This is a genomic window from Bacteroides sp. AF29-11, from assembly GCF_003602895.1.
GTDB lineage: Bacteria > Bacteroidota > Bacteroidia > Bacteroidales > Bacteroidaceae > Bacteroides > Bacteroides uniformis.
This window is the reverse complement of sequence record NZ_QTLY01000006.1, coordinates 292,542-306,060: the sequence shown is the minus strand read 5'-3', so window position 1 is coordinate 306,060 and position 13,519 is coordinate 292,542. Positions and strand designations below refer to the sequence as shown.

The following is a 13,519-nucleotide window of genomic DNA, read 5'->3' as shown; positions in this document are numbered from 1 at the left end:
ATCTTATAACTTATACACTCAATAACTTGTAACTCGTAACTTATAACTCATTAGCGTTGTTAATTAATTATCTGCATAAAATAGGATGGTTCATAGGCTTGGTACTGTTGCAGGTGCTGATATTGAACAATGTGCATATTGCAGGATATGCCACTCCATTTCTGTATATCTACTTGATACTGAAGTTTGAGTCGGACACTCCCCGCAATGCGTTGATGTTGTGGGCATTCTTTTTAGGGCTGGCTGTCGACGTCTTTTCCGACACACCGGGGATGAACGCTGCCGCTACGGTGTTGCTGGCTTTCTTGCGCCCCACTTTCCTGCGGCTGTTCGTGCCTCGTGACACGCTGGATACACTGGTTCCGGCCATCCGTACAATGGGGATTCTTCCTTTCCTGAAATATCTGGTTGTGAGTGTGCTGATACATCACGGCTTGTTGCTTACCCTCGAATTCTTCTCTTTTGCCCATATTGGTACGCTGTTGTTGAGAATTGCGGCAAGTACCCTGCTTACTGTGACCTGCATTATGGCTGTTGAGGGAATAAGAAAGAAAGGATAAAGGGATTAAGGATTAGGAATTGATGAAAGACTATACACTGGAAAAGCGGAAATATGTAATTGGAGCGGCGGCTATTGTCATCGTTCTTATTTACGTGTTCCGGCTGTTCGACCTGCAAATCATGACTGATGACTACAAGAAGAACGCGGACAGTAACGCTTTTCTGAACAAGATACAATATCCATCACGGGGGGCTATCTACGACCGTAACGGTAAGTTGCTCGTGTTTAACCAGCCTGCCTATGATATTACGTTTGTGCCTCGGGAGGTGACGCAGCTGGATACACTCGACCTTTGCAGTGCCTTGAACATTACCCGTGAGCAGTTTGACAAACGGATGAAGGACGTCAAGAACCGCTGGATGAATCCCGGTTATTCCAAATACACCCATCAGGTGTTCATGACGCAGCTTTCTGCCGAAGAGTGCGGTGTGTTTCAGGAGAAGCTGTTCAAATTTCCAGGTTTCTATATTCAGCGGCGTACTATCCGTCAATATACCTATAACTCTGCCGGCCATTTGCTGGGAGACATCGGCGAAGTGTCCAAGAAAGACATTGAGAACGATGACTATTATATTCGCGGAGACTATATAGGCAAGCAAGGCATCGAGAAATCCTATGAAAAGTATCTGCGTGGAGAGAAGGGGGTGGAGATTCTGCTTCGTGACGCTCACGGGCGCATCCAGGGACACTACATGGACGGACAGTTGGACCGTTCCTCCGTACCCGGCAAGAACCTGACGTTGGGCATCGACATTGACCTTCAGATGTTGGGAGAACGACTGCTCCAACACAAAATCGGTGCCATTGTGGCCATCGAACCGGCTACGGGTGAGATTCTGTGCATGGTTTCCTCGCCTACCTTTGACCCTCATCTGATGATAGGGCGCCAGCGGGGAAAGAACCACCGCCTGCTGCAGATGGACAAGCGGAAGCCTTTGTTGAACCGTGCCATCATGGGAGCTTATCCGCCGGGCTCCACCTTCAAGACGGCGCAGGCACTGACTTTCCTTCAGGAAGAGATTATCCACGAAGATTATCCGACTTTCCCTTGTGCGCATGGTTTCAATCATAAAGGCCTTCATGTGGGATGTCACGGACATGGTTCGCCTCTGTCGCTGATTCCTGCCATCGCTACCTCTTGTAATTCCTATTTCTGTTGGGGATTGTATCGCATGTTCGGTGATAAAAAATACGGTTCGCCGCAGAATGCCATTACCGTATGGAAAGACCACATGGTATCGCAGGGCTTCGGCTATCGGCTCGGTACCGACCTCCCCGGCGAACAGCGTGGACTGATACCGAATGCAAAGTTCTACGACAAGCCCTATCGGGGTTCGTGGAACGGTCTGACGGTGATTAGTATCTCCATCGGGCAGGGAGAGATTCTCGCCACCCCGTTGCAGATAGCCAATCTGGGTGCCACCATTGCCAACCGGGGGCATTTCATTACTCCGCACATCGTGAAGGAGATAGAAGACAATGAACTGGACAGCATCTATCGCAATCCCCGTTATCCCACCATCGACCGCGAATATTATGAAATGGTGGTGAAAGGCATGCGTGCCGCTGTAGACGGAAGTACGGGTAGCGCCACTTGCCGCATGGCGGGAGCCATCCTGCCGGGTGTGGAGGTCTGCGGAAAGACGGGCACGGCACAGAACCGCGGCAAGGACCATTCTGTCTTTATGGGCTTTGCCCCGATGGACAACCCTAAGATAGCCATTGCCGTCTATGTGGAGAACGGTGGTTTCGGTGCCACGTATGGCGTACCTATCGGTGCCATGATGATGGACCAGTATCTGCATGGAAAGCTGTCGCCCGAGAATGAGATACGGGCGGAAGAATTCAGTAACCGGGTGATACTTTACGGAGATGAGGAGAGATGATGATTAGGGATTAAGGATTAGGGGTTAGGGATGAACGGTGAGTGACTTCAATAGTAAATAGTAAATAGTAAATAGTAAAATCGTAAATAAATTGGTGACAAGGAGAGATAGCATATGGAAATCATTGGACTGGGTGACGATTGTCGTTTACCTGCTGCTGATTGTATTCGGCTGGTTCAGTGTCTGTGGGGCGAGTTATGATTATGGTGACCGTGACTTTCTGGACTTCTCTACGCGTGCCGGCAAGCAGTTTGTCTGGATTATATGTTCCTTCGGGCTGGGGTTTGTGCTGCTGATGCTGGATGATTCCCTCTATGACATGTTCTCCTACCTTATATATATAGGGCTGATGCTGTTGCTGATTGTCACGATATTCATTGCGCCCGACACGAAAGGGTCGCGGTCGTGGCTCATTCTGGGGCCGGTCAGTTTGCAGCCGGCGGAGTTTGCCAAGTTTGCCACGGCGCTGGCGCTTGCCAAGTATATGAGCGCCTACTCGTTTACGATGAAGAATTGGAAAAGCTCCCTTATGCTGGCTTTCTTGATTCTTTTCCCCATGTTGCTGATTATCCTGCAGCGGGAGACGGGTTCGGCATTGGTGTATTCTGCATTTTTCCTGATGCTTTATCGGGAGGGAATGCCGGGCGTGGTACTGTTCTCGGGTATATGTGCAGTGGCCTACTTTGTGGTGGGCATCCGTTTTGATGCGGTGATGATTGCCGATACACCGACGCCTATCGGAGAATTTGCCGTACTGCTGATGGTACTGCTCTTTGCCGGAGGTATGGTGTGGGTTTATAAAAAGCGCTGGGAACCCACACGGAATATTATCGGCGGTTCGCTGGGAGTGCTGCTCGTGGCTTATCTGATTTCGGAATACGTGGTACCCTTCAACTTGGTGTGGGTGCAGTGGGGGCTTTGTGCACTTGTTGTCGGGTATCTTGTCTTTCTTTCTTTAAGCGAGCGCCATTTATCTTATTTTCTGATTGGGCTGTTTGCTTTGGGTTCGATAGGTTTCCTCTACTCCAGCGACTACTTCTTCAATAAAGTGCTGGAGCCCCATCAACAGATACGTATCAAGGTGGTGCTCGGTATGGAAGAGGACCTTGCTGGTGCCGGCTATAACGTGAACCAGTCGAAGATAGCCATCGGCTCCGGGGGGCTGACCGGCAAAGGTTTCTTGAATGGTACGCAGACAAAGCTGAAGTATGTGCCGGAGCAAGATACGGACTTCATTTTTTGCACCGTGGGTGAGGAGGAAGGATTCGTAGGGTCCACGGCTGTACTGTTACTGTTCCTTATTCTTATTTTACGGCTGATTGCCGTGGCCGAGCGGCAGCAATCTCCCTTTGGCCGGGTGTATGGTTATTCTGTGCTTAGTATATTCTTGTTCCATCTATTCATCAATATAGGCATGGTGCTGGGGCTGACCCCCGTCATCGGTATCCCGTTGCCTTTCTTCAGTTACGGAGGTTCTTCTCTCTGGGGATTCACAATCCTGCTGTTTATCTTTCTGCGGATTGATGCGGGACGTAATCGCCGAATTTAGTTGTGACCGTTTCCTTGTGGAACATACGAATGGACTTGATTATCATTACATTGCATTTACACATTGTTTACATCGTAATGTAACGTCCGTTACACCGCATTGTAACGTCCTTTACGCTGTATCGTAACGACTTTTACGCTATATTGTAACGCCCTTTACATGCTGGTGTAACGGTCGTCGTTACATCCTGGCGTAAAAGACGTAACGCTATGAGGTAAGAGGGCAAGTTATGATACCCCGCCCGTTTCCGCTTCAAGGAGACGTGAGTGGGAGACTGAGGTGGTTGTTAGAAGAAGGTGATAAAGAACAATAGGGAGTTCCTATCTCTTCAGTTTGATGCCGATGTCATTGATTCCTTGCAGCCTTTCGTCCGGTAGCGTATAGGCCACTTTAAAGAGGTAGATGCCGGGTTTGCCGATTCGAACGCTTCCTGCGGAGACGGCAGTCTGATAGAGGCCTCCCCAGCCGTCACCTTTCCAGATTCCTTCTTTGTCCGCGAGGATTAGCTGTATGGTGTCCGTGGGTGACGGAATGGAATCTGCGGTGGTGTAGCAGATGGATAGAGGTAGATTCTGATAGGGGTAGTTGCTTCGGTTACGAACTTCCAAAGACAGTTTGTAGTAGGTCAGTGAGTCGGTGACCTTCACGTCGAAAGAGAGCGTGTCTTCGCGCAGCCAGCCTTCGGTGGGAAGGGATTGGAAGGAATGGTATACAGTCTGTTTGTCGCAAGCGCTCAGCAGGCTTGCGACAAACAGTAGTATGATACCTTTCAGGCAGAGATTCCTATTCTTGAGCCGGTTTGTCATTTTGGGCAGGTCTTTCACCTTGAGGTTTGGGCTTATTGTTACGGGGCGGACGACGGTTGTTATTGTTCCGTTGTTGACGTTCGCCTTGTTGCTGTTCACCTTGTTTGGGTGCTTGCCGGTCTTGTTTCTGTCTCGGTTGCCGGTCTTGCCTGGATTGTTCTCTCTGGTTGTTGGATTGCGGAGCACCCTGCTGCTCACCTCCTTGCGGACGACCGTTTCCACTCTTTTTCTTTCTCTTGTTACGGCTGTTGTTGCTGTTCTCGCCACCGTTGCCGTCACCGCCACTCTTGCCTTTCCGGCTGCGGTCAAAGCGGGTGAGGCTCTCTTGTTCCAGCAAGTCCACCGGCTTTTTGGGCTCGGAGCGATGGGTTTCTTCTATCAGGCTGTCGGGCTTGATGCCACGTTTGTTCAAACCGATAATCTCGAAGGCGCGTCTGCCGCTGATGGTCACCAGGTTGGCAGGGATGTTCTTGTCACTTGAGTAGGTTATCTGGTTGCTCAGAATGTCGGCTTTGAAGAAGAAGAACTCGCCGTCTTTGGTTTCCAGGGTAATCTCGCGTGAGGGCAGGCGTTTCTGTGCTTCCACGTAGCAGTCCACTTCGTAGTTGAGGCAGCACTTCAGCTTGGCGCATTGTCCGGCAAGTTTCTGCGGATTCAGTGATATGTCCTGGAAGCGTGCAGCGCTGGTAGATACCGACACGAAGGAGGTCATCCAGGTGGCGCAGCAGAGTTCGCGTCCGCAGGGACCGATGCCACCAATGCGTCCGGCTTCCTGGCGGGCGCCAATCTGTTTCATCTCGATGCGCACGCGGAAGGCGTCGGCAAGGACCTTGATGAGCTGGCGGAAGTCCACACGCTCGTCGGCGATGTAGTAGAAGATGGCTTTGTTGCCGTCTCCCTGGTATTCCACGTCACCAATCTTCATGTTGAGGTTGAGGTCCAGGGCAATCTGGCGCGAGCGTATCATGGTGGCGTGCTCGCGGGCTTTTGCCTCGTTGTACTTCTCCATATCTACGGGCTTCGCCTTGCGGTAGATGCGTTTGATGTCTGCCTCAGACTTGATATTGGCTTTCTTCATTTGCAGCGGCACGAGACGTCCGGTCAGGGTCACCACGCCGATGTCATGTCCGGGGGTGGCTTCTACGGCTACGATGTCGCCTTTCTCCAGGGGTATCTTGTTGCTGTTGCGGAAATATCCCTTGCGGGTATTCTTGAACTGAACCTCTACCAGCTCGCTTTCATCGGCATTGCCCGGTATGTCGGCCAGCCAGTCGTAGGTGTTCAGTTGCTTGTCCTGCCTGCCGCAACTCTTGCAGCAGAGACCTCCGCTTCCGTTATGTAGTTTAAATTCCATCATCTATTTATTTACTATTTGACTATTTACGATTTGATACTTTGCATTTCATTATTTTGCCACTTTTCATTGTTTCAATAAAACAATCATTTTGAGAGAGAAGTCGAAAAACACCATGCGGGCGTTTACGTTCTGCTCGATGTGGCGTTGCGCTTCACTTAGTTCGTCCATGATACCCATGACGTTCCGTTCGTTGACAAAGGGGGCGAAACGGGTGGCGAAGTTCTGTTCGGGCAGCGTCATGTAGTTCATCTCCTTGCGGTGCAGGTTGTAGATGAAGTTCTCGCGGGTCATGCGCTGGCAGTAGTCCAGGAAGTTCTTCTGCCGTTCGCGTCCCATGGCAGCAAGCTGCTCGCTCCATTGTTTCATTTCCCGTATCTTGCGCTGGTAGGAGAGTCGCATCAGGCTGACAAAGAGGTTGAAGAACAGTTCGTTCTCTTCGTTCAGATGGATGGTCTCCAATACTTTGATGAAGTCTCCGTTTGCCAGGTGGGCTATCGTCTCGCTGTCGCGGGGCTGCACTCCGTACTTCTGCTGCAGGGCTTCGGCTATGTCGGCTTCTTCAATCTTAGGAATGTTGAAGCGCTGCGTGCGGCTGAGGATGGTGGGCAGTATCATTTCCGGAGCTTCGGAGATGAGGAGGAATATCGTTTTCTCGGGTGGCTCTTCCAGCAGTTTCAGCAGCTTGTTGGCGCATACTTCATGCAGCTTTTCGGGTAGCCATACGATGGTGACTTTGTAACCTCCTTCACTGGATTTCAGACTCAGCTTGCGGGTTATCTCGTCGCTTTCTTTGGCATAGATAATAGCTTGTCCGTTTTCGGCATCCATCTCGTTCAGCCAGTGGTTCAGCCCGAAGTAGGGGCTGTTCAGCAACAGGTGCCGCCAGTTGGCGATATAGTCGTCGCAGACTTCCTTTTTCCCTTTGGCGCTCTTGACGATAGGGTATACGAAGTGTACGTCCGGGTGCACCAGCTTATTCCATTTTACGCAGGAGGGACAAGTACCGCAGGCATCGGTTTCCGTCCGGTTGGGACAGCAGATGTAGCGGGCATAGGCAAGTGCCAATGGGAGTTTTCCTACTCCGGCAGGGCCACAGAAGAGTTGTGCGTGGGGGATACGTCCTTCCTGCACTTCTTGTATCAGCCTTTGCTTGGCTGCCTCTTGGCCTATTATGTCCTTGAAACTGAACACGGGTTAATTAGTTATAAGTTATTACTTGTGACACTGCCTATTGTCAATTGTCAACTGTTGATTGTCCATTGTTTAGTAGATTTGTTTGGCTACTTCCTTGATGCTGTCTGTAGCTCCTACCGAGTAGAAGTGGAGGCTTGGGACGCCATGGGCTATCAGCTCTTTGCACTGCTGCACGCACCATTCGATACCCACTTGCTGAGCTTCCGCATCGGTGTTGCACTTCAGAACCTCTTGGGTCAGTTCCTCGGGCAAATCTACTTTGAACGTCTTGGGTATCATGCTGAGTTGTGACAACTTCTTGAAGGGCTTGATGCCCGGGATAATCGGGATGGTGACACCGGCTTGACGGGCACGTTCCACGAAGTCGAAATATTTCCGGTTGTCGTAGAAGAGCTGGGTCACGGCATACTCTGCACCCATTTCCATTTTCTTCTTTAGCCAGTAGATGTCTGTATCCATGTTGGGGGCTTCTTCATGCTTTTCCGGATAGCACGCCACACCGTATGAAAACGGGGTATTGGTAACTTTCATCTCGGAGCCGTCCACAAAAATACCTTTATTGAAGTTGTTGATTTGCTCTTGTAGTTCGACGGCGTGGTGGTAACCGTTGCCCACGGGGATAAAAGAGGATTCGTGCTTTGCCTTGTCGCCACGAAGCACCAGCAGGTCGGTGATGCCGAGGAATTGCAGGTCGAGCAGCACGTACTCCGTCTCTTCGCGGGTGAAGCCGCTGCAAAGGATGTGCGGCACCATGGTGATGTTGTACTTGTTCTGGATGGCAGCAGCTACGGCTACGGTGCCGGGGCGGCGGCGCAGGCGGTTTCGCTGGAACAATCCGTTGCCGAGGTCTTTGTACACGTACTCGCTGCGGTGCGTGGTGATGTTGATGTATTTGGGGTCGAATTCCCGTAACGTATCTATGGTTTGATACAGCTTTTCGATGCCCGTACCTTTCAGTGGTGGCAATATTTCAAAGGAAAAAGCTGTTTTTTCGTTACTGTTTATCAGGTCGATTACTCTCATTTCTCTTTCGTTATCTTTGTCCGATTGGCAAAAATCTTGCACATTGGGAACAAAAATACAAAAAAGAAATGAGAAATGCTGAAATTGCCGGCTATTCTTTTATACAGCGGATGGAAAGAGCTTTATAGTAGGGCTTACCGGTGACATGGGCAGTGCTTGATACAAACTCGTCGCTTTCGCCGAGAAAATAAATGGTGCTTTCCGAAAGGGTATGCTTTGTATGATCCCAACTCCAAAAGGCGGTCATTTTATTGGGGCTGTTGTGTCCTTTGTTGTACCACATTCCTACCGGGAAAGCATTGAACCGGGTATGGTTGTTGACGGGGGCAACTTCACCGGATACCATTGCCTGCCATTCTCCTGCTTTTAGTATGGAGGCATCGTTGCCGGTGTAGTTTTTCAGCTGTTCCCAGTCTGCATCCGATGGAATTTTCCAGCCCTCGGGAGCCAGCTCTCCTGCCAGTATGGATTCTCCATTGTAAAAATAAATGTCATATTTGTCCGGCTTGTAATATCCGGCTTTGTCTGTTCCCAAGTCACTCTGTTTTTTCAAGGGAGCTCCGTCACGGTAGGTGGTGGCATGGAGCTCTTTACCCATCCAGTATTGGGCTCCAATCTTGACAATGGGGTATTCGGTAGACACTCCTTTTCTGATGTCTCGAAGGGTGTAGCATGCCACATTCACTTTGATGGCGTTTTCCGGTTTATCCAGAAGTAGCTTATGGTTATTGTCTATATAGAGCTTGTCTATGCCGGTATATTCCCCTTTAGTGTAGGTAAATCCATAGTCGTCTGTATTCCAGCTTATTCTTCCTCCGCAGATGGTGTCTTTACGGTCTGCAAGCTGTAGGATGACTCCATTGCTCAGGTCGGTCTTTTCATTTTCGCCTATGGGATAGGCTATAACGGCTCTGGAAGTCAATGACGCTGATTTGAGATATTCCTTGCAGACTTCTGCAATGGGTATCCCTTCGTGATAAATTCTGTACACATTTGAAAGAGAAAAGGAGAGAGCGGAGATATGTATGGCAGTGTAATCTTCCATATTGTCGGTGTCGATGGGAGGGAGGCTGCTCCATTCCTTGATTTTTCCGGCAAAACTGCTCAGTACGTTGCTGTTGCTCTGCATGGCTGATATGTTAATGATACATTGCGTGCTGCTACTCATTTCCACTTCGGGTATTGCACAACTGTATATACGTCCGCTCCACTCCATAATGAAGGATTGCTTGCCATCATTTATCGTTTGGGGTATGATGATGAATTCCTTGCCGGTAAGTTTGTTGTCTTTGACGCTCCATTCGCCGGAGGCTATGATGTCTTGTGTCCCCGTAAGATTACTGAAAGTCCCGTCTTCCAGATTATAATCGGCCGAGGTCTTGAGCCCGGTTGCGATGATACGCGGATTGGCTTTCAGCAAATCATTGGCAGAGTTGCTTGCGTCGGGTGTCAGAGAGATTGCCAGTTTGGACAGCTTGTGTTGGAACTCCAGGGTTACAGATTTGGTTTTACTGGTGATTCCTTGCGCTTTAGCTACCAAGAAGTCACTTTGTGCGCGGTTTTTCTCATTACTCTGGTCTATCTGCACAGATACGGGAAGAACGGGTGTACCGGCAGCTACCCCTTCGGTTTGGTAAGGGTGGTAACTGATAAAGTCCAGTGACACATCTCCTTCCGGATAGAATACTGTCTTTTTGGGAACCAGTGTGGAGCCTTCCGTATATTCCAGGGCCAGATTGTCAATATACCGTTTTCCCTTGATGGAGCCGGAGGAAGTGGTTGCAAACAAGCCCATTCTGTCTCCTTTTTCAAAGGCGGTGTTTGTGACCTTGGTACTGGCCTTTTCCATTTTGATAGAGAACGTGATAGGTGTCGTCCCTTCCTCGATTTCCGCTTCTGATTCTTCGTCAATCCGGTTCACACAAGCTGTATTCCCTAAGGACATGCAGCAGAATAAAGAGGCAGCCAAGACTCCTCTTGCAAGAATAAGTTTCTTCATTATATTATTATTGTGGGGCAACGGTTTTTCCGCTTTCCCAATTATACTCAATGAACCTTGTCTTAAAAATATGGATTTAGCAGAGCTATAACCGGTATGGAAAAGTCTTTTACGCTTTTGGATGCTAATTATCAGTATCACGCTTGATGCCGCAGTGCTTTTTAATCTTATTTTTTAATAACTTTTAATAGGTTTCGGGTACAAATGTAATTAAACGTGTTAAATGAAGAGGGATAAATCAATAAAACTTTTATAATTTATTTATCACACTCTGATTTTTTGCCTAACTTTACACGCTAAAATCGTAGACAATAATAAGTTAAACCATAGATATAAACTCATGCCTTTAAATTTACCCGATAAACTACCCGCTATCGAGTTGCTGAAAGAGGAGAATATATTTGTCATTGACAATTCCCGGGCAACCCAGCAGGATATCCGTCCGCTGCGTATCGTGATTCTGAACTTGATGCCGCTAAAGATTACAACGGAAACGGACCTGGTGCGTCTGCTTTCCAATACTCCGCTTCAGGTGGAAATCTCGTTCATGAAGATAAAAAGCCATACTTCCAAGAACACTCCGATAGAACACATGAAAACATTTTATACGGATTTCGACAAGATGCGCGGTGAAAAGTACGATGGCATGATTATCACCGGTGCTCCGGTAGAGCAGATGGATTTTGAGGAGGTGACTTATTGGGATGAGATTACTGAAATCTTCGACTGGGCGCGTACGCATGTCACCTCTACGCTCTACATCTGCTGGGCGGCGCAGGCAGGGCTCTATCATCATTATGGAGTGCCGAAGTATGCACTGGATAAGAAGATGTTCGGTATCTTTGAACATCGTACCTTGCAACCGTTGCATCCCATTTTCCGTGGATTTGATGATATGTTCTATGTGCCGCATAGCCGCCACACGGAAGTGCGCCGGGAAGATATACAGAAGGTTCCGGAATTGACGCTGCTTTCCGAGTCGGAGGATGCTGGTGTATATATGGCGGTGGCCCGTGGAGGGCGTGAGTTCTTCGTGACCGGCCATTCGGAATACTCCCCGCTGACATTGGATACAGAGTATCGCCGTGACTTGAATAAGGGCCTGCCCATTGAGATACCCCGTAACTACTATGTGGACGATGACCCGGACAAAGGAGTGCTGGTGCGTTGGCGTGCCCATGCCAATCTGTTGTTCTCCAATTGGCTGAATTATTTTGTATATCAGGAGACGCCGTATAATATTAATGAAATAGGGTGAGTTACTCGTAACTAAACGATGATAAAGCAACGTAAAATAGAGCTGCTGGCTCCTGCCAAGAATTTGGAGTGTGGCATAGAAGCAGTGAATCATGGGGCAGATGCGGTATACATCGGTGCACCCAAGTTCGGTGCGCGTGCGGCTGCTGTCAACTCTTTGGAGGATATTGCCGCTTTGGTGGAGCATGCCCATCTGTATAATGCCCGTATCTATGTGACGGTCAATACCATTCTGAAAGAAGAAGAGCTGAAAGAGACGGAGAGGATGATTTGGGAGCTGTACCGCATCGGTGTGGATGCACTGATTGTACAGGATATGGGGATTACGCGGTTGAATTTGCCGCCCATTCCGTTGCATGGCAGTACGCAGATGGATAACCGTACGCCGGAGAAAGTACGTTTCCTTGCCGATGCCGGTTTCCGTCAGGTGGTGTTGGCACGCGAACTTTCTTTGCAGGAGATACGCGGTATCCATGAGGCGTGTCCCGACGTGCCGCTCGAAGTCTTTGTACACGGGGCTCTTTGCGTCAGTTATAGCGGGCAGTGCTATGTCAGCCAGGCTTGTTTCGGACGGAGTGCCAACCGGGGGGAATGTGCGCAATTCTGCCGTTTACCCTTCAGTCTGGTAGATGCCGATGGCAAGACCATTGTGCGTAATAAGCATCTGCTTTCTTTGAAGGACCTCAACCAAAGCGAGGTGTTGGAAGAACTGCTGGATGCCGGAGCCACTTCGCTGAAGATAGAAGGCCGCTTGAAGGATGTGACCTATGTGAAGAATGTGACGGCGGCTTACCGTAGGAAGCTCGATGCCATTTTTGCCCGTCGCAAGGAATATGCCCGTGCTTCTTCGGGCACCTGCCGTTTCGATTTCCAGCCACAGTTGGACAAGAGTTTCAGCCGCGGTTTCACCCATTATTTCCTGCAAGGAAGGGGAGGGGAGATCACTTCGTTCGATACGCCCAAATCTTTGGGAGAGGAGATGGGCACTTTGAAGGAACAGCGCGGGGGATATCTCACGGTGGCAGGCGTAAAGCCTTTCCACAACGGAGACGGTGTCTGTTTTCTTGATGAGCAGGGACGTTTGCAAGGTTTCCGCATCAACCGGGTGGATGGTAACAAACTCTATCCGGCAGGGGAAGTGCCTCGTATCAAACCCCGTACCCGACTTTATCGTAACTTCGACCAGGAGTTTGAACGTATTCTTACCCGTAAATCCTCCGAACGCAAAATCGGTGTTTGTTGGGAGTTGTCAGATACTTCTTTCGGGTTTAGCCTGACGGCTGCGGACGAGGATGATAACCGCGTGACGCTCTCTTTCCCTTATCCGAAAGAGTTGGCACGTACACCGCAGGTGGATAATCTGCGTAATCAGCTGGGCAAGTTGGGGAATACTCCTTTTGAGATAGCAGGATATTTGTCTGAAGATGCTTCGGGCATCAGGCTCAATCTTTCTGCTAACTGGTTCCTTCCTGCTTCTGCGGTGGCGGACTGGCGCCGGCAGGTGATAGATAAGCTGATTGCGGCTCGGCGTGTTACTTATCGTCGTGAGCTGGCTGTTTGGAAACCGACCAGCCATGCTTTCCCGGCTACTTCGCTGACCTATCTGGGTAATGTGATGAACGGTGCTGCCCGGAGTTTCTACCGTGAGCACGGGTTGTCGTCCATAGCACCTGCTTACGAGGCACAAGCGGTTCCGGATGCTGTACTCATGTTCTGCAAACATTGCCTGCGTTTCAGTATGGGATGGTGTCCCACCTATCAGAAAGGACATTCTCCTTATAGGGAACCTTATTATTTGGTTGGGACGGACGGCAAGCGTTTCCGCTTGTCTTTTGATTGCAAGAATTGCCAGATGAAAGTCATTGCTCATGAAGAGCCGCTTTAAT

At 49.5% G+C, this 13,519-nt stretch carries 10 protein-coding genes; 5 read left to right on the top strand and 5 right to left on the bottom strand.

All coding sequences use genetic code 11. From position 1 onward, the window contains the following. Window positions 1-56: 56 nt before the first annotated feature. The 3 genes from mreD (at window position 57) to rodA (ending at window position 3,997) form a co-directional block, all read left to right on the top strand. Window positions 57-560 (top strand): rod shape-determining protein MreD, encoded by a 504-nt coding sequence (gene mreD / locus DWZ03_RS12170; protein WP_005828540.1) that lies wholly within the window; start codon window positions 57-59, stop codon window positions 558-560. Between the two features lie 19 nt (window positions 561-579). Next, a complete protein-coding gene (gene mrdA / locus DWZ03_RS12165; protein WP_034523063.1) occupies window positions 580-2,448 on the top strand; it encodes a penicillin-binding protein 2 in 1,869 nt (622 codons plus the stop codon). A 91-nt stretch (window positions 2,449-2,539) separates the two neighbouring features. Beyond that, on the top strand, window positions 2,540-3,997 hold the full coding sequence (rodA, locus tag DWZ03_RS12160; protein WP_117720909.1) for a rod shape-determining protein RodA: 1,458 nt from the start codon (window positions 2,540-2,542) through the stop codon (window positions 3,995-3,997). Window positions 3,998-4,317: 320 nt separating this feature from the next. On the opposite strand, the gene DWZ03_RS12155 is transcribed toward rodA, so the two are convergent. The 5 genes from DWZ03_RS12155 to DWZ03_RS12135 all read right to left on the bottom strand — a co-directional run bounded on the left by DWZ03_RS12155 (window position 4,318) and on the right by DWZ03_RS12135 (window position 10,376). After that, window positions 4,318-4,803 (bottom strand): gliding motility lipoprotein GldH, encoded by a 486-nt coding sequence (locus DWZ03_RS12155; RefSeq protein ID WP_057097264.1) that lies wholly within the window; start codon window positions 4,801-4,803, stop codon window positions 4,318-4,320. After that, the gene (gene ricT, locus DWZ03_RS12150; RefSeq protein ID WP_175331172.1) at window positions 4,781-6,157 is read right to left on the bottom strand and encodes a regulatory iron-sulfur-containing complex subunit RicT; all 1,377 of its coding nucleotides are present in this window, start codon (window positions 6,155-6,157) and stop codon (window positions 4,781-4,783) included. Before ricT ends, DWZ03_RS12155 begins: the two co-directional genes overlap by 23 nt. 66 nt (window positions 6,158-6,223) lie before the next feature. Continuing rightward, window positions 6,224-7,351 carry a DNA polymerase III subunit delta' gene (holB, locus tag DWZ03_RS12145; protein WP_117689258.1) on the bottom strand — a complete coding sequence of 376 codons (1,128 nt, stop codon included), beginning with the start codon at window positions 7,349-7,351 and terminating at the stop codon, window positions 6,224-6,226. 72 nt (window positions 7,352-7,423) lie between these two features. Continuing rightward, a complete protein-coding gene (gene metF, locus DWZ03_RS12140; RefSeq protein WP_016274213.1) occupies window positions 7,424-8,377 on the bottom strand; it encodes a methylenetetrahydrofolate reductase [NAD(P)H] in 954 nt (317 codons plus the stop codon). Between the two features lie 91 nt (window positions 8,378-8,468). Next, window positions 8,469-10,376: a fimbrillin family protein gene (locus DWZ03_RS12135; protein WP_022402253.1), complete on the bottom strand. Its 1,908-nt coding sequence runs from the start codon at window positions 10,374-10,376 to the stop codon at window positions 8,469-8,471. Window positions 10,377-10,716: 340 nt separating this feature from the next. Here DWZ03_RS12135 and metA point away from each other — a divergent pair, with 340 nt between their 5' ends. Beyond that, complete coding sequence (gene metA, locus DWZ03_RS12130; protein WP_005828529.1) at window positions 10,717-11,634, top strand: homoserine O-succinyltransferase; 918 nt, start codon at window positions 10,717-10,719, stop codon at window positions 11,632-11,634. 18 nt (window positions 11,635-11,652) lie between these two features. Next, window positions 11,653-13,518: a peptidase U32 family protein gene (locus DWZ03_RS12125; protein WP_057097262.1), complete on the top strand. Its 1,866-nt coding sequence runs from the start codon at window positions 11,653-11,655 to the stop codon at window positions 13,516-13,518. Window position 13,519 lies beyond the last annotated feature (1 nt).